The following is a 19,401-nucleotide window of genomic DNA, read 5'->3' on the forward strand; positions in this document are numbered from 1 at the left end:
GTTGGCCAAAATATTAATTGAAACGATGTGTTAAAATGACAGATAACGAATTACAAAATCTTGTTGAGAAAATATCATTTGATATTTTTGATCGTCCATTTCAACATCATGCAACATTCAATAGCCATCTACGAACAACAGGTGGTCGCTATCTTTTGAAAACACATGATTTAGAATTCAATCCTAAAATGGTTACATTAGAAGACTTTAACAAAATTATCAAGCATGAATTGGTACACTATCATCTACATTTAAGGCATCAAGGGTACCAACACAAGGATAGCGATTTTAAACAATTATTAGTACGTGTGGGCGGTATTCAATATGCACCTGATATTGGTGAAAGACAATCATCTAAGTGTCAGTGGTTATATCGTTGTGAAAATGGGCATGATATTATTCGAAAACGCCGATTTCAAACTGAACGCTATCGATGTGGTCAGTGTCAAGCACGGATAAAATTTATTGGTAAATTATCGAATAAATAAACTGTTTTGTTATAATGAATGTACAAACACAATTGGAGATTATAATGATAAAATTGATTCTTTCAGATTTAGATGAAACATTGCTCGATGATGATGGTACGATTAATTCTCAAAATGTCACTGCTGTTCAAAAATTTGTGAAAAATGGCGGCTATTTTGTTCCTAATACTGGGCGTTCTTATAAGTCTGTTTTTGGTACATTAAAGGATCTAGGCTTAAACAAGCAAAACAAACAGTACGTGGTTTCATACAACGGTGGTGCAATCGTGGAAATCCATGAAGATGGTGGCGAAAAGATTATTGTCCAACACGGCATGGATTTAGAATTAGCCAAGAAAATTTTCTCTCTTGGCCAGATTCAGGCGGACATTGATACACACATCTACACGATAGATACACTATTCATTTATAATATTTCAAAAAATGATGAACAATATATGAGAGAACGTAGTGTGCCATATCAAGAAATGGCCAACGATAAGTTAGATTTTCTTTCGAATGAAAAAACGATAATGAAAGTTATTTTTGAACATCGTGATCCAGATGTATTACAAAAAATTGCTGACACGGTTAATGCTCAGCTTGCTGATAGGGTATTGACAACATTCAGTTCCAATCGTTATGTTGAGTTCAATCCCAAGGGGAGTGACAAGGGTTCTGCCGGATTAGAATTAGCTGACATGCTGGGAATATCACGAAACGAAGTTGCTGCGTTGGGTGATAATTTGAATGATGCAGCTCAAATCAAAGCCGCAGGCGTAGGTGTTGCCGTGGCAAATGCTAAACCGGAAATTAAAGAAATGGCTGACTTGGTATTGTCAAAAACAAATAATGAAGGCGCGGTTGCGGAATTCATTAATGAACATACAAGGAAATAAATGGGTAATTTAATTACGAGAATCATACTGTCGGTTGTTAGTTTCGCACTTTTTGTCCTAATATTCTTGTTGAGTGACCAACAAAACTGGCCATTATGGGTAACGATAACGCTTGTTGCTGTTTTGTTCATCGTGTTTAACATTTGTTTTGTATGGCTGTATTGGCAAAAGAAAAAGCGCACACTGGATGAGGATGACGATGCTTGAAACGACAAATGAAGTAAGACCAAAATCTTTACTGCTTAGAATAATTAATGTTGTTTTTACGCTATTTTTAATAGTTGTGGCACCCATCCCTTTGGTCCTTGCTACAAAAACAGATAATATATTTTTACAAATATTGTGTGCCGCAACAATGTTCATTTTTTATATAGGCATTGGGTTCTATGCTTATAGACTACTAAGAAAAAATGTACCTGGCCCAGTCTTTACCAAACCAGATATTCGAAACTGGCGAGGCCTCTGGTGGCTAGTAGGTATGTGGTTTGTTATGATAGCCATCGAGATGATACTAGCTCAATTACGGGTTCAACTAACAGGGGTTACCACAACCGAAAATCAAGAGGCTATTAATGAGCTAACTTCAAATTTAAATGTGACAATGGTTGCTATGGTAATTTATGGTACGTTTTTGGCACCTGTAGTTGAAGAATTAGTTTTTCGTGGGCTTATTTTAAATTATTTTTTCCGCAAAAGTTGGTGGTGGGCAAATATTATTTTGTCGGGGGCAGTTTTTGCACTGCCACACATGGATACGATTCCCACTAATCTCGCAGACACCTTAAGTTATGTGATATACGCTAGCATGGGGATGGTGCTCGCCTACATTTACAAAAAAACTGGTGATTTGAAAAATAGTATTGCCGTTCATATGTTGAATAATGGTATAACAATGATACCATTGCTAGTTGTAGCAATTATGAATGCTATATAATAAAAGACCAATGACTTAAGTCATTGGTCTTTTATTTATTTCAGAATTGTAGTAGTTCTTTGGTTGTGTGCGTATAAGGAATGAAGCCTTCTTTACTCATATAACCACTATCTTCAATACGGACACCGGCAACACCTGGAACGTAAATACCAGGTTCAATAGAAAAGACCATGCCTTCTTCAAGAATCATATCATTTCCCGCCATGATTGAAGGAAACTCATGTACTGATGAGCCTAAGCCATGTCCGAGTCGATGATTAAAATATTGACCATAGCCAGATTTTGTAATGATATTTCGTGCGATGGCATCCAGTTCGCTGGCTGTCATACCAATTTTAGCTTGTGATTGGGCCGTGAGTTGTGCTTCGAGCGTAATAGCATGTATTTTTTTGGCCTCGTTGCTCACGTTTCCAAAAGCTACTGTCCTTGTGGCATCTGAGGCATATCCTTCAGTCATCGTTCCTAAATCAAACAACGCCATTTCACCAGTATTGAGTGTATTTGTTGATGTTGAACCATGTGGGTCAGCGGCGTGGGCCCCAAATTGAACTAGCGTTTCAAAACTCATGCTAGATACGCCTGCTTTTTTGAGTTCATATTCTAATTCAGCGGCAACAGCTAACTCTGATATACCACTCTCTAGTGCGTTAAAGCCAATCTCAAAGGCGCGATCGGCATCACGACCAGCGGCCTTCATATGTGCTATTTCGTCTGGTGTTTTTATTAGGCGAAGTTGATTAATTTGATCTGTAATGTCAATAGAAAACTCTCCATCAGGAAAAGCGGTTTGCAGTAATTTAAGACGTGCAACTGTTAGATTATCGGCCTCAATGGCAAACTTTTTACCGTTGGTTAATGTTCTAATATGGTTAGTTAATTTTAACCAAGGATTTTCATGGTCTTCATAGCCAAAAGCAGCATAGCGCCAGCCACTTTCTTTCATACTGTTGACTTCCAGTGCCGGTCCAAACAAAAAAGGTTCACTATTTTCCAGTAGAACGAGCGCTAAAACACGTTCTATTGGATCAGATTCAAAACCGCTTAAATAGGCAACACTGTGGTAATTTGTAATGATAGCGCCTGACAACTCTTGTTTGGTCAGCCAGCTAGTTAATGCGCTGATTTTTTCTGCATTCATGACACTAACTCCTGTGAAATTTTATATAAATACATTGTATCACTTTCATCATGATGAATCTTTTCTTGTAACAAAGTGAAACAATGATGAAAACACTTATAATTAATGTTGTAAGCGTTTGCAATTTGATTCTGATTTGATATAATAGTGTAGATAACTTCTAAAAAAATAATAATAAATGTATTAAAGAGGAATAAATTATGCAAAAAAAGCAAACGGCTACAATTTATGATGTTGCTAGTCGAGTTGGTGTATCACTAGCAACAGTATCGCGAGTTGTAAATGGCAACAGTAATGTCCGTGAATCTACGAAACGTAAAGTATTGGATGCGATTGAAGAATTAGGTTACCATCCCAATGCTGTAGCACGTGGGCTGGCTTCAAAAAAGACGACTACCATTGGTGTTGTGATGCCAGACGTAACAGACATGTACTATTCAGAGCTGGCACGAGGCATTGATGATGTCGCTAATATGTATCATTATGATGTCTTGCTAACAAATACAGATGAAGATCCTGTGCGTGAAACAATGGCTATTAACAATCTTGCCAGCAAGCAAGTTGATGGCATTATTTTTATGGGCAATGAATTGGATCGTGAAGTTTTAAAGACAATCTCCTCTGTTGATGCACCGGTTGTTTTAGCTGGTTCTATTGATGCTGAAAAGGTTTTGCCAAGTGTTAACATTGACTATATTGCAGCTACTAAAGAAGCGGTTGAAATGGTAGTTAAAAATGGACATGAACGTGTAGCGTTAGTTACCGGACCAATGGAATATGCAATTAACAAACAACATCGCTTAGTTGGCTACCAAGCAGGTCTAGAAGCTGCCGGACAAGAGTTTGATGAGGATTTGTTATTTGCCTCTCATCAGGACTATTCTGCTGGCTATCAAATCGCTGATAAAATTTTTGCCACTAATGCAACAGCAGCTATTGTTCATGATGATGAAGTTGCATTAGGAATCATGAATTATATGCGCGATCAAGGGAAGTCAGTTCCTGAAGATTTTGAAATCATCACATCAAATGATACAAAATTTGCAATTGTGACGCGTCCTGCTCTAACATCAATCGGTCAACCTAAGTACGATATTGGTGCAGTCGCAATGCGTATGTTAACTAAATTGATGAATAATGAAGTGGTGGATAACATGCAAGTTACGTTACCACATACATTTGAAAAACGAGGAACAACAATTAATTAAGAAATAATATTGAAATATTTGACATGTTACGTTAATAAAAGTAAAATTAGAGAAATGATGTAGATTTCGTGTATTTGAGATTATTGAGGGAACATAACGGTCAAAATTATGGAAAGTCCAAAAAGACGTTATATCAAGGGATTTGATGGCTTACGTGCTTTAGCTGTCATTGGTGTTATTTTATTTCACTTAATGCCCACAAAATTTGTCGGTGGCTGGTTTGGCGTGCCACTTTTTTTTGTGATTTCAGGATATTTAATTACTGATCAATTGATACAAGAGTTTGATCGTAATCACAAGATTGCAATTTTTAAGTTTTATAAACGCAGATTAAAGCGTTTGTATCCTGCTTTAGTAGCCATGATGTTGATAGTGACTGCGGTGATTTTGCTTTTTGATCATCAGTTAGTCTACAATTTACGTCCTACTGTTGAAACTAATTTATTGTATGTCTTTAACTTTTGGGCAATTGGCCATGGACCGTCCTATTTTCAACAATTTGGTGGTGCTTCGCCTTTCACACATCTATGGTCACTTTCGATAGAGGGACAATTTTATTTTATTTGGCCGTTAGTTGTTTGGGCTATTTTACGATTGGGTTTGAAGCGAATAAATATTGCTAGCGTACTAATTTTGCTTTCATTAATTAGTGCAATATTAATGGCTGTTTTGTATGATCCTACTGCTATTAATCGAGTATATTATGGCACGGATACCCGACTATTTGCTATCCTATTGGGCACAGCCCTAGCATTTGTTTGGCCCTCGATTAAGCTCTCTAATCATGTTAGTAGCAAGGTGCAACGCTATCTTAATATTGCGGGATTCTGTTCCTTTTTACTTTGGGGATTAGGAACATTGTGGTTGAATGGGCAACATCCTGCGACTTATTATGGATTAATGTACTTGTTAACTATAGCAAGTACTGTTTTGGTTGCTGTAACAGCTCATCCGGCTTCCTGGCATGCCAAAATATTGGATAACAAACTTTTAAATTATTTAGGGAAACGTTCCTATAGTATCTACTTATATCAATTACCAGTTTTTGTGTTTTACGAAAAATTTATCCCACATTATCAACCAAATGTTTTGAATATATTGATTGAAATTGCGCTTGTTCTGCTGCTAAGTGAATTGAGCTACCGCTATGTTGAAAATTTGTTCCGTCGTAATGGAGAAAACCTGCGCCAAGTTGGTCATTGGTTGGTGCAATCACGTAATCGATTTTTCTTAATTTTAACGCCTGCGCTGATTTTTTTGCTTTTCATAGGTCATGGATTGGCAAGTCAAAATGCTGGTCAACCGCAACCACAGACTGAATTACAAAAGAAATTACTCAAAAATAAATTGGCGGTGAAAAAAAGTAATCAAATCGCTCAAAAATCGGCTAAACACTCTTCTAAGCAATCAAGTAATAAAAACATGTCGGCAGCTGATAAAAAAGTAATTGCAACATATGATTTAAACGCTGCACAATACATGAGCTTCAAGAATATGTCATTTACAGCTATTGGTGATTCGGTTATGTTAGATTCAGCACCATATCTCCAAGACATTAATCCCAAGATAGTGGTCGACGCAAAGGTGGGGCGCCAAGCCTACGAGGCACCGAATTTAGTGAAAAAAATGGCTCGCAACGATGAGTTGGCACCGAACGTCATAGTAGGATTAGGAACAAATGGTGAGATTAGAAGACAAGATTTAGATCGCATGATGAAAACCTTTGGTACAAAGCGACAGGTTTATTGGATTAATAATTTAGTACAGAGCAAACCTTGGCAGAAAGATAACAATGATATGTTGGCGAAAGCTAATAATGATTATAAAAATCTACATATTATTGACTGGTATCGTTTGGCAAAAAAACATTCGGATTGGTTCGCTGATGATGGTGTCCACCAAGGACCTCTTGGCGCACGAAATTACGTCAGATTGATTGTTGAAAAAACAGGTGATGTGAACAAAATCAAGTAAGAATTAGCGCATGCAACGTTTTAACATAATATCATTATAAATTATCCGTCAAAAGTTGAATTTTACACTTATTTATATTAGAATGAATATAAATAAGTGTTTGAGGGGGTATTATGTTTAAAAACATCAGAAAATTAACACCATTTTCACTTGCGTTATTATCGATTGCATTTATCATGTCGATTAGTCAGTCTACTATGACAACGGCTTATCCGATTTTGATGAAAAGTTTTAATGTTAATGCGAGCACTGTTCAGTGGTTAACAACAGGTTTTATGGTTGCAATGACACTAGTCATGCCGCTAAGTCCTTGGCTTTTGGATAATGTGTCCTTACGTAAATTACTCAATGGAATTGTAGCCCTCTTTTTACTAGGAACGTTTTTGGCTATGGTTACACCCAACTTTACCGGTATTATTATCGGTCGGTTGTTAGAAGGTTTAGCGGTGGGGGCCTTATTTCCAACATTTCAAAGTGTCATCATGGAAAATACTGATAAAAATCAACGAGGTCTAGCTATGGGCGTAGTTGGTTTAGTTATGGGTTCAGCCTTAGCTGTTGGTCCGATTATTTCTGGCGTGGTCCTGCAATGGATTTCTTGGCGTGCTTTATTTATGTTATTTTTTGTCATATTGCTGATTTTGATTATTGTTTTGCAAAATAAAATAGAAAACACGCACACTATGAAACCATCTGAATTCGATTGGTTTTCGGCTATAACCTTACTCGGATTTGGCGGCATTTTGTATGACATTTCAATCATTCCAACATCAGGAATTAACTTCTCGTGGTGGTTGATTTTAATAATTAGTGTCAGTTTATTAGCCATATTTATCGTTCGTCAAGTAAAATTACCTCAACCGTTTTTAGATTTAGCGGTGCTCAAATATAGAGGCTATGTTCCAGCTATGTTTTTAACGGGATTATCATATTCAGGACTAATTATTGCAACGGTTCTGATGCCTTTGTTTTATCAAAAAGTTTTTCATTTTAGCCCATTGTGGTCAGGACTACTCATGGTACCTGCAGCAATCTTTCTCAGCCAATTGAATCCAAGATCAGGGGCGATGCTCAACAGAATTGGGTTAAAAAAATTAGTTTATATTGGTATGGCAATGATGCTTGTAGGGTATGCGATTTTGGGTACTTTAGGGTCATTTTCGTGGATAGCGTGTTTGATAGCAGCTATGTTACTTGAAGGTGGCAATGCTTTCATTATGATGCCCGCAATTACTGCGGCAAATAACGCACTACCTAAAAATTTAGTTAGTCATGGTACTGCGATTATTACTACGATGCGTCAAGTCATTGGTGCAGGAAGTGTGGTTGTTGCTTCTATTTTAATCACCGCAATTAATACCAATTCATCATTTGTACATGCGTTGTTAATGACAAGTCGCTGGTTTATTGTTGTGCCACTCATTGGATTACTACTGACAGTCAGAATCAAGTCGAATTAACTATTCGGTTGAGAAGATGTGATGCCGACTTGATTGCGTTCCACGATAAAGCATGCTAGTATTGGATATAATAAATTATTAACGGTTGGGCGAAAGCTTCAAGAAGTTAACTAGTCGGGGAGCTAGTTGATTTTTGAAGCTTTTTTCTTTTTGTTTAGGAGAAATAAACGATATGATAAATGTTCTATTATTAATCACAGTAACTCTATTTTTCGGGAAAGTAGCTGTAAAACTAGGCCTTTCAGAGGTCATAGGTCAATTACTTGCTGGCATTGTCTTGGGCATGAGCTTTTTAAACGTCGTTCATAGCACACATTTAGTTCATGTGCTGTCTGAAATTGGTATTTTTATATTGATGCTAAGTTCTGGATTGGCGTCAGATATGAAAACAATGAAAAAATATGTCAAAGCTTCATCATTAATAGCAATCATGGGTGTTGTTATTCCGATGATTGCATTTCCAATTGCGTTTATTTTAATGGGATATAGTGTATCAGTCTCTTTGTTTTCGGGTATAGTTTTTTCTGCCACATCAATATCAATTACATTAGCTGTTTTAGCTGAGCAAAAAAAATTAACATCAGCAGTTGGCGCAATAATATTGTCAGCCGCCATAATTGACGATGTCATTTCATTGCTAGCCGTTACTTTATTTTCCGTATTTATTGGTAATGGTGGCTTCAATATGAGTAGCCTGTTACCATTAATTGCTTTTGTTATCGGCATTTTTCTGAGGAAAACATTGATTGCGGATCAAATATTCGAAAATACAAATCGGGTTGGACAGTGGATTTTTTATCCTATGTTCTTTGGATCAATAGGCTTGAATGTTTCGATAGGACAATTGAACAATAAAATTGTAGCGATTGTCTTATTTATTTTGTTAGCGATTATCACAAAATTTGTTGGATCATGGATTGGAGCTAAAATATCTGGCTTGAACGATACAGCTGCAAAAGCTATTGGTGCGGGTATGGTATCGAGAGGGGAAATGGCATTAGTCATTACACAGATAGGTTTATCATCACAAGTCATTAGCGCTGCAGTCTCAGGGGAGCTTATCTTGGTGATTATTTTTTCTACGCTCATTGCGCCAATTTTAATGAAACCATTATTTGCTAACATATAAAAAGCTTATTTTATATTAAAAAAAGAATATAATGACAAAACAGGTATACGAATCTCATCGATTAGGTTATTCTAAATTATAACTAGTATTCGAAAGGAATCAATTGGGATGAAAAAGCAGGGCATAATTTGTGGGGTTTTAAGTGCGACTTTATTTGGGATTAGTGGCATATTGGCAAGTATTTTATTTCGTAATCAAAATATTAATCCGGAGTGGCTGGTTGGTGTCAGAATGAGCTTGTCAGGAATAATTTTGTTAATTGTATTATTTTGTTTTTCAGGCCGTCGGGTTTTTGAAATATGGTTGAACAAAAGAGATGTTGTTCTAATTATTTTATACGGTATCGTTGGTGTTTTGTTAGCACAATCCAGTTTCTTTTTATCTGTATACTTTGGTGACGCAGCAACAGCAACCATTCTGCAATCACTTGGCCCAACTATCATTGTTATTTTATTGAGCTTAGCGACGAGAACGCTACCTTCTCGCTTAGATATTTGGTCAATTCTGATTGCCTTAACTGGTGTATTTTTGTTAATTACTAATGGCAACATCAATCAGTTAGTAGTAAACTCTAAAGCTTTATTTTGGGGTATACTATCTGCATTTGGTTTAGCTGCGTATACACTTATTCCAAAACCTTTGCTTGAAAAACAGTCACCCTTGGTTGTAGTTGCTTGGGGGTTATTGGTGGGTGGAACAGCTGAGAACTTTTTTCATCCCATTTGGTATATACCATCTCAGGTGAGCACTAAAGACTGGATTATCATGGTGTTTATTATTATAGCTGGCACATTACTACCATATGCTTTATATGTTATGAGCCTGAGCCAATTAAAACCTACTACAGCAAGTTTATTATCTACCATTGAGCCGATGGTGGCGACTCTTTTGTCGGTGACACTTTTACACGTTCACTTAAGGATGTTTCAAGTTTTAGGAATCTTGTTCATTATTTCAACAATATTTTTAATCAGCTTACCCCTCGAACGTATCTTTAAAAAAAGGCTTAGTGATCCCAAAATAAATTAAGTATTTGCTCAATTTTTCTGGTTTATTTGCATTATTATACTGATAAACTTAAAATGATAGGTAAGAAGTGAGGCAAAACATGACAACAATATATCAACATGGTACATTAGCACAATTAGTAGCGCGCCAAATGTCAGGGACAATAACAGTCGCTGAAATGTTGGAACATGGGGACACTGGCATTGGTACTTTTGAGGGCCTCAATGGTGAAGCTATTTTTCTAAACGGGGAAGCCTATCAAGCTGATAGTACAGGAAAAGTTCACCACATTACTGATAAACAAACTACATTACCTTTTGCATCAATCCATTTTGATCAACCGGAGGCAAGCCAAAAATTACCTTTTAAAAAAATAAAATATAGTAATTTGACTCAGAACTTGAAAGATGAGCAGTTATTTAACGTTTTCTCTGCCTTAAAACTGCATGGTGAGTTTGCCCACGTTCACGTTCGTATTGTAACAAAACAAGAGAAGCCATATCCAAGTTTGTTACAAGTAGCTGAACAGCAGCCTGAATTCAAAGCAGACAACATAACTGGTACATTAGTTGGATATTATGCACCAAAAGTTTTTGGCGGTCCAACCGCAGCAGGGTGGCATTTACACTTTTTGTCAGATGATTTAACCTTTGCTGGGCACGTTTTGGATTTTGAAGCAACAGATGTCGATGGTACTTTAGAAGTTTTTGATAACTTTTTGCAACATCTACCTATTAATAATGCTGACTTTAGAAGCATGAATCAGGATATAGCTGGTTTGGATAAAGCCATTGAGGCCAGTGAAGGCGGAAAAAATTAGCAGTATTTCCTTTGGCGAATGCTATGTGAAAAGTAATAATATCAAAAAAAGGAGCTCATTGAGCTCCTTTTTAATGTGATCTTGTTTCTTCAATAACATCGCGCATGGTATCAACAACACTCTGAGTATCTTGCGATAAATGTGAACCAACTAAAGTAAATAAAGTATCGATGATTGTAAGTTGTGCGATTAACGAACTCATGGATTCACTTCGGAAATTAACTTCTTCTGCCAATGATAATAATACTAGATCCGCTAGTTTTGCTAGCGGCGAATCTTTAAATGAAGTTACTGCGATAATTTTAACATGTTGTTCGTGCAACTTTTTTGCGATGAGAAGTGTGTCTTTATTTCGACCGGAATGTGAAATAACAACTGCAGTATCATTTGAATTAAGTTTAACGGCTTGCATTAATTGAACATCGTAATCTGGATGAGCGATGACGTCAATTGGAGTACGCAAGAACTTATGGTAAGCATTAAAAGCAACAATAGATGATCCACCGATACCAAAAAAGCCAACGCGACGAGCTGATATTAAAGCTAATGTGGCTTCGTCCAACTGTGTTGCTGTTAAGTTACTAACGGTTGCTGCTAAAGCATTTTCTGCACCGCCAAAAACTTTTTGAGCAACCGCAATGGTATCATCCGTATCAGCTATTTCTCCAAATAAATCGACAGATGCTGCCATTTGCGTGGCAGCACTTGCTAGTGAAACAGAAAATTCACGAAATGATTCTAAGCCGATTTTTTTGACAAAACGTGAAATAGTGGCGGTAGAAACACCTGATAATTCAGACATTTCCTGAATGTTGGCCTCTCGAGCTTCACTAACATGATTAATAATGAAATCAATTAATTTTTGTTCAGTTGTATTATATTGTTTACGTTGTGCCCGTAATTGGGCTATGATGTTATTTGCCATTTTTAATGCTCCAATAAACTAATAATACAAGATTAGAAAACAATTTTCAATAATAAGGTTGCAATGTGTAAATTATTTTCATATAATAAAAGTGTATTAAAAACTCAAAAAACAAAGAGGTAAGTAGACATGAAGTTTGCGATGATCGGCCTTGGTAAGATGGGCTTGAACTTGGTAAAGAACGCCGTTGATAACGGTCACGAAGTTGTTGCGTTTGATTTAAACGCTGACTTTGTTAAGGAAGCAACTGACTATTCAGCATCAGTTGAAGCTGCTTCTGACATTGATGATATGTTGTCAAAGTTGCCATCTCCAAAGGCAGTTTGGGTTATGGTGCCAGCTGGTGTACCAACTAACTCAACAATCGATACATTGATTGAGAAGATGGACAAGGGTGACATCATTATTGATGGTGGTAACTCTAACTACAAGGATAACTTGGAACAAAACAAGCGCACATCTGCTGCTGGTATTAAGTTCTTTGATGCCGGAACTTCTGGTGGAATGAATGGTGCCCGTAATGGTGGTAACTTCATGATTGGTGGCGATGATGCCGAAGCTTGGAAGATCATCGAACCTTTGTTTAAGTCAATTTCTGAAGAAGATGGTTACTTGTACACAGGTCGTTTGGGTTCAGGTCACTACTTGAAGATGGTTCACAATGGTATCGAATACGGTATGATGCAAGCAATTGCTGAAGGATTCGAAGTATTGGAAGCCTCACAATTTGACTACGACTATGAAGCTGTTTCAAAGTTGTGGAACCACGGATCAGTTATCCGTTCATGGTTGATGGAATTGGCTGAAGAACAATTCGCCAAGGATCCACATTTGGATGCTATCGCTGGTCGTATGCATTCTTCAGGTGAAGGTAAGTGGACAGTTCAAGAATCATTGGACTTGGACGTACCTGCACCAGTTATCTACTTATCATTAGCAATGCGTTACCGTTCATTGCAAGATGACACATTTACTGGTAAGGTTGTTTCAGCTTTGCGTAACGGCTTCGGCGGTCACGCAATGGACGCAGCTAAGTAATTAATAGAAAAACTGTTCAGCTTAATGAACAAAGCTCCCGCTTAAGGGAGCTTTTTCTGTTTAGGAGAGAAAATATTAAACGCTTAACATCGATTGGAGGTAAACAAATGGAGTATATGATAGGAGTTGATATCGGCACGACATCAACGAAGGCAGTTCTGTTTGATGATAAGAACGTTGTCGTAGCAAGTGCGAATAAAAGTTATGCTTTGTACCGTGATTTGCCTGATATGGCTGAAGAAGATCTTGATGAACTTTTTGAGGCATTGGTTTCCGCATTATCAGAGGTTGTACGTGTAGCTGATTTGAATAAAGGTAATCAGATTACTGCCGTATCATTTAGTTCAGCAATGCACTCATTAATTGCATTTGATGAAGATTGGAACCCATTGACACGCGCCATTACTTGGGCAGATACGCGTGCGGTGAAATACACCGAAGAATTGAAGGCCAACGGTATAGGCCAACAAATTTATAAAAATACCGGTACACCTATCCATCCAATGGCGCCATTGTCCAAGCTATTATGGTTAAAATCAGAACATACTGATATTTATCAAAAAGCAGCGCATTATTTGGGCATTAAGGAATACTTATTCCATCGACTTTTTGGTTCAAATAAGATGGACATTTCTATTGCTTCTGGAACTGGTTTGTTCAACATTTTTAATTTGGATTGGGATGACCAAGCCTTGTCAGTAACTGGTGTTCGTAAAGAACAGCTGCCACAACCAGTTGAACCTTATGAATACGAAACAAGTATGTTTGAAAAATATGCTGCGTTGATTGGTCTTCCAGCAAACACACCATTTGTTTACGGTGCCGGTGATGGGCCACTTTCAAACCTAGGTGTTAACGCAGTTAAACCTGGTGTTGCGGCAATTACAATTGGTACTTCAGGTGCTATTCGAGTCGTGTCAGAGCAACCGGTTATCGACCCTAAAGGTCGTACGTTCACCTATGCTTTGGATAAAGATAATTGGGTTGTGGGTGGTCCTGTTAATAATGGTGGGGATGTCTTCCGTTGGGCACGTGATAATATGTTTGATGCTGAAAAATCAACAGCTGCCTTACTTGGAAAAGATTCCTATGATTTGTTAACGGAAATTGCCGAGCGTATTCCAGCTGGGTCCGAGGGGTTGATTTTTCATCCATACCTAGGTGGTGAACGTGCACCAATTTGGGATGCCAATGCGCGAGGATCGTTCTTTGGTCTTAATCATGGGCATACGCGTGCACATATGTTACGCGCAGTATTAGAAGGTATTACTTTTAATGTGTTTATGGTTAGCTTGGCACTCGAAGAAGTTGTAGGTGATTTGAAATCAATCCAAGCAACGGGTGGCTTCGCACGCTCACCACTATGGCGGCAAATGTTTGCGGATATTTTTGAACAACCTGTCACAGTTCCAGAGGCATTTGAATCTGGGGCGCTGGCCGCAGTTATTGTTGCACAAAAAGCACTAGGAAAAATTGATAGTTTATATGAGATTGAGAAATACATTGGGGCAGCTAATACGTATTTTCCTGAGCCAAAAAACTTTGAAGCCTATCGAGAATTAGCACCAATCTTTATCCGATTATCTCGTCAATTGCAGACAGAATATCAAAATATTGCTAATTATCAAAGGAAGCATTCAAAATAGTTTAGTAAATAGTTACTGAGTATGAGTGGGGGAAGAATGTATTTGTAAATGAAAAGGAGATAACGGTCAGAGACCGTTAATGCAAGTAGATGGAATTTGTTATGTTGATTGTGTCAATTTTGATTTTGCTTATTTTGATTGCAAAGTTAAAGTTAAACACATTTGTTTCACTAATTATTACTGCTTTTATTCTTGCCTTGTTGCTTGGCATGAAGCCCATGGAGATACCAAGTGCCGTGCTTGGTAGTGAAGGAGTAGGAAATATTCTTGGTCCAAACTCGGTAATCTTTATTTTTGGTGGTATGATTGGTCGTTTAGTCGCTGATGCAGGTGGATCATACCGTATTGCCAAAACATTGATTGATTGGTTTGGTGTTAAGCGTCTGCAGTGGGCAGTATTGATCGCATCGTTTATTATTGGTATCTCAATGATTTTTGGTGTTGGTATGGTGTTGTTAATTCCAATCGTATTTGCTGTTGCTATTGAAGCTGGCGTGCCATTGCTTTACTTAGGTATCTCAATGACAGCTGCCTTAAGTTCGGCACAAGGATTTTTGCCACCACAGCCGGCGCCAACAGCTGTTGCCTCAGCTTTAGGTGCTAATATTGGAATGATGTTGATTTTTGGTTTGATTGTATCAGTAATTACTGCAGTTGTGGCCGGCCCAGCATTTACAAAATTAGCACAAAAATATGCACCAGATGCTTTTCAATTTAAAACAGAAATTGAAGCAGTTGGACCCGCAAAAAAGTATGACTTGGATGCGACACCAAAGTTCGGTTTGTCCGTACTAACTTCTGTCTTTCCATTGATATTCATGATCATTGCTACAATTTATAAGTTAATTTACACAGGTGGTGTAACGCCAAAGAACCCAAATACAATTGATCAAATTGTCGAGTTTGTGGCTAATCCTGCAGTAGCTATGACAATCGCACTAGTTTTTGCTATTTTTACAATGGGTATTTGGCAAAAGAAAACAATGGTTGAAGTAGGAAAATCATTGAACGAAGGAATGTCAGCTGTTGCTGGAATTTTGTTAATTGTTGGTGGTGGTGGCGCCTTGCGTGGTGTCTTGGTTACCTCGGGGTTGTCTGACAAGATTGCGACGATTTTCCAAGCTGGTGGTGCCATGAGTCCGATTGCTATTGTTTTGTTTGCTTGGGCTGTTGCGGCAGTCTTACGAGTTTCAGTTGGTTCAGCTACAGTGGCTGGTATGACTGCGGCGGGGATTGTTACGGGTATTTTAGCCGCCAATCCTGGTAACACATTATTGCCAGTATTCGTAGCGTTAGCTATTGGTGCCGGGTCATTAATAGCTTCACACGTGAACGATGCAGGATTTTGGATTTTTAAAGAATTTTTCGACTTATCAGTTAAGCAGACATTCCAAATTTGGACTGTTTTGGAAACAATTATTTCCGTAACTGGTTTGATTATTATTTTGATTTTAACGTCAGTATTTGCTTAAATTAAAAATGCTATTCCGATTGGAATAGCATTTTTAATTTGGAAAGGTGGTAAGTAACAGATTTATTCTATTAAACTTTATCGAAACGCTATTTTATTATCAAAATCCAACGAAAATAATAATTTGATTGGCATAATCATTCCTTATATGGGAAACGTTGACAATAAAATTAGAAAATGTTAATATATTAAAGTAACTTTTATAGAGTTGAAGGGATAAACATATGTCAGAATCAAAAACAAGAACAGGGTGGCTACATAAAGCGACTCCTGCTAGTTTTACCACTAGTGATCGACATCTACGTAAGACGTTAGGTGTTAAAGAAATGTTAGCTTTAGGTATTGGGACTATCGTATCTACAGCTATCTTTACCTTACCAGGTATTGTTGCAGCTAACCATGCTGGACCAGCGGTTGCAATTTCATTCGTAATTGCGGCAATTGTTTCAGGACTTGCTGCGTTTGCTTATGCGGAGTTTGCTTCGGCATTACCATTTGCCGGATCAGCTTATTCTTGGGCAAACGTTGTCTTTGGTGAAGTATTTGGCTGGATTGCCGGTTGGGCACTTTTGGCGGAATATTTCATTGCTGTCGCTTTCGTGGCTTCAGGGTGGTCAGCAAACTTCAAATTATTCCTTGGCTCACATAACTTAGTATTGCCAAAGGCTTTGGCTGGTTCATTTGCTGCTGGAAATGGCGGTGTCATTGACATAGCTTCACTATTTGCGGTTTTGATTGTCGCAGTATTGCTATGGCGCGGAACAAACACGACGGCTCGTGTTGAAAATGTGCTGGTTGTTGGTAAAGTATTAGTTATCTTAATCTTTATTGGTGTTGGTTTAACAGCTATTCACCCTGGTAATTATGTACCATTTATACCTGCTCATAAGGCAGGCACTGATTTTGGTGGTTGGTCGGGTATATTCGCAGGTGCTTCACAAATTTTCTTAGCCTACATTGGATTTGATTCAATTGCTGCTAGTTCAGCTGAAGCAAAGGATCCCAAAAAGACCATGCCTCGAGGTATCATTGGTTCATTAATTGTAGCAACAATCCTTTTCGTGACAGTAGCGCTTGTATTAGTTGGTATGTTCCACTATACAGAGTATAAAGACAATGCCGCTCCTGCTGCCTGGGCATTATTGCACTCAGGTCATGAATTTACATCTAATTTGTTATCAGTGGTTGCCTTAATCGGTATGTTTACAGCAATTATTGGTATGATGCTGGCTGGTTCACGATTGCTTTACGCCTTCGGTCGTGACGGTTTGTTACCAAGTTTCTTAGGAAAAGTTAATGATAAAGGATTACCTAACAATGCTTTGTTAGTATTGTCAGTCATTGCTATCTTGATTGGATCAGTATTTAGCTTTACTGAATTAGCTGGTTTGATCTCTGCCGGTACATTGATTGCCTTTATCATTGTTTCTCTTGGTATTTATGCATTACGTCCTCGTGAAGGTAAAGATATACAAGAACCTGGCTTCAAAATGCCATTTTACCCAGTGATGCCAGCATTGGCCGCATTGGGATCTGGATTTATTTTCTATGAGTTGGATAATCAAGCAAAGATTTATGCCTTTGGTTGGTTTGTGGTCGGTATAATCATTTATGCCGTTTACGGTTCTAAGCATAGTAAGTTGTCTCAAAAATAATCTAACAAAAAGTCCTGAATTTACAGGGCTTTTCTTGTATATAAATCTAAAAATAAATGTGAAAGCTGCTAAAAATGTCAAAAAATAAAGAGATTTTAGAAGAAGAAAAAATTCACTTGGCAAATGCAACGCGGGTTAAATATTTTGATATTGTCATTGATCACGGAAAAGGAGCCATTATTACGGATGCAGATGGGCATGAGTATATTGACTTATTGGCTAGTGCAAGTGCCACTAATACAGGTCATTCACATCCAAAGGTTGTGGAAGCAATTACTAGCCAAGCTCAAAAATTAATTCAGTATACGCCTGCATATTTTGCTAACACGGTGACTGCAAAATTAGCTGATCGCTTAGTGAATGTAGCACCAGGAAACTTCCAAAAACAAGTTGCTTTTGGTAATTCGGGATCGGATGCAAACGATGCGATTATCAAGTTTGCCCGTGGATATACTGGGCGACAATATGTTGTCAGTTTTACGGGTGCTTATCACGGTTCCACATATGGTTCGCTTTCTATCTCAGGAGTCAGCTTGAATATGACTCGAAAAATTGGGCCACTATTGCCAAACACGGTGAAAGTACCTTTTCCTGATCAGACGCAACGAATAGCCGGAGAAAGCGACAATGATTTTTCCGAACGTTTATTTAAACAGTTTAAATTACCATTTGAGACTTATTTACCAGCAGATGAAGTGGCGTTAGTTATTATTGAACCTATTCAAGGTGATGGTGGAATTATCAAAGCACCACAACATTATGTTGAATTGGTTTATGAGTTTACACGTGAACATGGCATTGTTTTTGCTGTCGATGAGGTTAATCAAGGCCTTGGACGAACTGGTAAAATGTGGTCAATTGATCATTTTGGAATTGCCCCAGATTTAATGAGTGTTGGTAAATCGATTGCCAGTGGATTGCCTTTAAGTGCAGTTATTGGGCGCAAAGAAATTATGGACAGTCTGCAAGCACCAGCTAATGTTTACACGACCGCTGGTAACCCAGTAACAGCAGCGGCAGCGCTAGCAACGCTAGACGTTATTGAAGAGGAGAACTTAGTTGCACGTTCTCGACAACTGGGTGAGTTGGCTAAAGCATTCTTTGAGTCTGCTGCTAAACGTTATGCCTTTATTGGAGATGTCCGTTTATATGGTTTGAATGGTGGTATTGATATTATCAATGATCATGGTGAACCTGATAATGAGGCAACTAATAAGTTAATTTATCGTATTTTTGAGTTAGGGGCGATTATGATTAGCCTAAGAGGAAACACCTTGCGTTTTCAACCCCCACTAGTTATTCAAGAAGAGGAGTTGCAGCGCGCCTTTGAAATATTAGAAAAAGCATTTTCTGATTTAGCGTCGGGTAAAATTGCATTACCAAAAACTGATAATCACATTGGTTGGTAATATGATATAATGATTAGGAATTCTGGACATACGAATTAGCCGTCCGTCAGTTAGAAATGTGCTGGGTGATGAAAAGCACACGTTGGCTTTTTTGCGCTACCAGACTTAATTGTGATTGAAAAATCACCGCTGCTCAGCGTTATGAGACATAAAGGTAAAGATTTTATTCAAGATCATTACAAATTGCGGTGGTACCACGGTAGAGCGTCCGCACTTTGTT

At 37.9% G+C, this 19,401-nt stretch carries 17 protein-coding genes; 15 read left to right on the forward strand and 2 right to left on the reverse strand.

The window, feature by feature from the left end; genetic code table 11:
* The first annotated feature begins 35 nt into the window (after window positions 1–35).
* From LEUM_RS02635 to LEUM_RS02650, 4 genes are read left to right on the forward strand one after another with little or no spacing between them, the layout of a single operon-like run.
* A complete protein-coding gene (locus LEUM_RS02635) occupies window positions 36–488 on the forward strand; it encodes a SprT family protein (protein WP_010284594.1) in 453 nt (150 codons plus the stop codon).
* A gap of 44 nt (window positions 489–532) precedes the next feature.
* On the forward strand, window positions 533–1,366 hold the full coding sequence (locus tag LEUM_RS02640) for a Cof-type HAD-IIB family hydrolase (RefSeq protein WP_011679368.1): 834 nt from the start codon (window positions 533–535) through the stop codon (window positions 1,364–1,366).
* The gene (locus LEUM_RS02645; RefSeq protein ID WP_011679369.1) at window positions 1,367–1,573 is read left to right on the forward strand and encodes a hypothetical protein; all 207 of its coding nucleotides are present in this window, start codon (window positions 1,367–1,369) and stop codon (window positions 1,571–1,573) included.
* Complete coding sequence (locus LEUM_RS02650; protein ID WP_004164534.1) at window positions 1,566–2,300, forward strand: CPBP family intramembrane glutamic endopeptidase; 735 nt, start codon at window positions 1,566–1,568, stop codon at window positions 2,298–2,300. Before LEUM_RS02645 ends, LEUM_RS02650 begins: the two co-directional genes overlap by 8 nt.
* 40 nt (window positions 2,301–2,340) lie before the next feature.
* On the opposite strand, the gene LEUM_RS02655 is transcribed toward LEUM_RS02650, so the two are convergent.
* Window positions 2,341–3,438, reverse strand: coding sequence for an aminopeptidase P family protein (locus tag LEUM_RS02655; protein ID WP_011679370.1), 1,098 nt, complete (start codon window positions 3,436–3,438; stop codon window positions 2,341–2,343).
* Between the two features lie 200 nt (window positions 3,439–3,638).
* Between LEUM_RS02655 and ccpA the strand changes: the two genes are divergently transcribed.
* From ccpA to budA, 6 genes are all read left to right on the forward strand, one after another.
* A complete protein-coding gene (gene ccpA / locus LEUM_RS02660) occupies window positions 3,639–4,646 on the forward strand; it encodes a catabolite control protein A (RefSeq protein WP_011679371.1) in 1,008 nt (335 codons plus the stop codon).
* A gap of 108 nt (window positions 4,647–4,754) precedes the next feature.
* A complete protein-coding gene (locus LEUM_RS02665) occupies window positions 4,755–6,620 on the forward strand; it encodes an acyltransferase family protein (protein WP_011679372.1) in 1,866 nt (621 codons plus the stop codon).
* A gap of 113 nt (window positions 6,621–6,733) precedes the next feature.
* The gene (locus LEUM_RS02670) at window positions 6,734–8,080 is read left to right on the forward strand and encodes an MFS transporter (RefSeq protein ID WP_011679373.1); all 1,347 of its coding nucleotides are present in this window, start codon (window positions 6,734–6,736) and stop codon (window positions 8,078–8,080) included.
* A 172-nt stretch (window positions 8,081–8,252) separates the two neighbouring features.
* The gene (locus LEUM_RS02675) at window positions 8,253–9,209 is read left to right on the forward strand and encodes a cation:proton antiporter (protein ID WP_011679374.1); all 957 of its coding nucleotides are present in this window, start codon (window positions 8,253–8,255) and stop codon (window positions 9,207–9,209) included.
* A 108-nt stretch (window positions 9,210–9,317) separates the two neighbouring features.
* Window positions 9,318–10,238 carry a DMT family transporter gene (locus tag LEUM_RS02680; protein WP_011679375.1) on the forward strand — a complete coding sequence of 307 codons (921 nt, stop codon included), beginning with the start codon at window positions 9,318–9,320 and terminating at the stop codon, window positions 10,236–10,238.
* Between the two features lie 79 nt (window positions 10,239–10,317).
* Window positions 10,318–11,037, forward strand: coding sequence for an acetolactate decarboxylase (gene budA, locus LEUM_RS02685; protein WP_011679376.1), 720 nt, complete (start codon window positions 10,318–10,320; stop codon window positions 11,035–11,037).
* Window positions 11,038–11,107: 70 nt separating this feature from the next.
* Here the strand turns inward: budA and LEUM_RS02690 are convergent, their stop codons facing one another.
* On the reverse strand, window positions 11,108–11,962 hold the full coding sequence (locus LEUM_RS02690; protein ID WP_004164526.1) for a MurR/RpiR family transcriptional regulator: 855 nt from the start codon (window positions 11,960–11,962) through the stop codon (window positions 11,108–11,110).
* A gap of 129 nt (window positions 11,963–12,091) precedes the next feature.
* On the opposite strand from LEUM_RS02690, the gene gnd reads away from it, so the two are divergent.
* The 5 genes from gnd (at window position 12,092) to LEUM_RS02715 (ending at window position 19,181) form a co-directional block, all read left to right on the forward strand.
* Complete coding sequence (gnd, locus tag LEUM_RS02695; protein ID WP_011679377.1) at window positions 12,092–13,000, forward strand: phosphogluconate dehydrogenase (NAD(+)-dependent, decarboxylating); 909 nt, start codon at window positions 12,092–12,094, stop codon at window positions 12,998–13,000.
* Window positions 13,001–13,107: 107 nt separating this feature from the next.
* On the forward strand, window positions 13,108–14,646 hold the full coding sequence (gene gntK, locus LEUM_RS02700; protein ID WP_011679378.1) for a gluconokinase: 1,539 nt from the start codon (window positions 13,108–13,110) through the stop codon (window positions 14,644–14,646).
* A gap of 89 nt (window positions 14,647–14,735) precedes the next feature.
* Complete coding sequence (locus tag LEUM_RS02705) at window positions 14,736–16,118, forward strand: gluconate:H+ symporter (RefSeq protein WP_025267858.1); 1,383 nt, start codon at window positions 14,736–14,738, stop codon at window positions 16,116–16,118.
* Between the two features lie 223 nt (window positions 16,119–16,341).
* Window positions 16,342–17,772, forward strand: a complete 1,431-nt coding sequence (locus LEUM_RS02710; protein ID WP_011679380.1) for an APC family permease — start codon at window positions 16,342–16,344, stop codon at window positions 17,770–17,772.
* Window positions 17,773–17,846: 74 nt separating this feature from the next.
* On the forward strand, window positions 17,847–19,181 hold the full coding sequence (locus tag LEUM_RS02715; protein ID WP_011679381.1) for an aspartate aminotransferase family protein: 1,335 nt from the start codon (window positions 17,847–17,849) through the stop codon (window positions 19,179–19,181).
* Window positions 19,182–19,401 lie beyond the last annotated feature (220 nt).

Origin of the sequence: Leuconostoc mesenteroides subsp. mesenteroides ATCC 8293 (assembly GCF_000014445.1) — a bacterium.
Lineage (GTDB): Bacteria > Bacillota > Bacilli > Lactobacillales > Lactobacillaceae > Leuconostoc > Leuconostoc mesenteroides.

Bases quoted from the DNA above. Each gene is read 5' to 3' on its own strand.
- LEUM_RS02635 (WP_010284594.1), top strand. From the start codon at position 36: ATGACAGATAACGAATTACAAAATCTTGTTGAGAAAATATCATTTGAT.
- LEUM_RS02640 (WP_011679368.1), top strand. From the start codon at position 533: ATGATAAAATTGATTCTTTCAGATTTAGATGAAACATTGCTCGATGAT.
- LEUM_RS02645 (WP_011679369.1), top strand. From the start codon at position 1,367: ATGGGTAATTTAATTACGAGAATCATACTGTCGGTTGTTAGTTTCGCA.
- LEUM_RS02650 (WP_004164534.1), top strand. From the start codon at position 1,566: ATGCTTGAAACGACAAATGAAGTAAGACCAAAATCTTTACTGCTTAGA.
- LEUM_RS02655 (WP_011679370.1), bottom strand. From the start codon at position 3,438: ATGAATGCAGAAAAAATCAGCGCATTAACTAGCTGGCTGACCAAACAA.
- ccpA (WP_011679371.1), top strand. From the start codon at position 3,639: ATGCAAAAAAAGCAAACGGCTACAATTTATGATGTTGCTAGTCGAGTT.
- LEUM_RS02665 (WP_011679372.1), top strand. From the start codon at position 4,755: ATGGAAAGTCCAAAAAGACGTTATATCAAGGGATTTGATGGCTTACGT.
- LEUM_RS02670 (WP_011679373.1), top strand. From the start codon at position 6,734: ATGTTTAAAAACATCAGAAAATTAACACCATTTTCACTTGCGTTATTA.
- LEUM_RS02675 (WP_011679374.1), top strand. From the start codon at position 8,253: ATGATAAATGTTCTATTATTAATCACAGTAACTCTATTTTTCGGGAAA.
- LEUM_RS02680 (WP_011679375.1), top strand. From the start codon at position 9,318: ATGAAAAAGCAGGGCATAATTTGTGGGGTTTTAAGTGCGACTTTATTT.
- budA (WP_011679376.1), top strand. From the start codon at position 10,318: ATGACAACAATATATCAACATGGTACATTAGCACAATTAGTAGCGCGC.
- LEUM_RS02690 (WP_004164526.1), bottom strand. From the start codon at position 11,962: ATGGCAAATAACATCATAGCCCAATTACGGGCACAACGTAAACAATAT.
- gnd (WP_011679377.1), top strand. From the start codon at position 12,092: ATGAAGTTTGCGATGATCGGCCTTGGTAAGATGGGCTTGAACTTGGTA.
- gntK (WP_011679378.1), top strand. From the start codon at position 13,108: ATGGAGTATATGATAGGAGTTGATATCGGCACGACATCAACGAAGGCA.
- LEUM_RS02705 (WP_025267858.1), top strand. From the start codon at position 14,736: ATGGAATTTGTTATGTTGATTGTGTCAATTTTGATTTTGCTTATTTTG.
- LEUM_RS02710 (WP_011679380.1), top strand. From the start codon at position 16,342: ATGTCAGAATCAAAAACAAGAACAGGGTGGCTACATAAAGCGACTCCT.
- LEUM_RS02715 (WP_011679381.1), top strand. From the start codon at position 17,847: ATGTCAAAAAATAAAGAGATTTTAGAAGAAGAAAAAATTCACTTGGCA.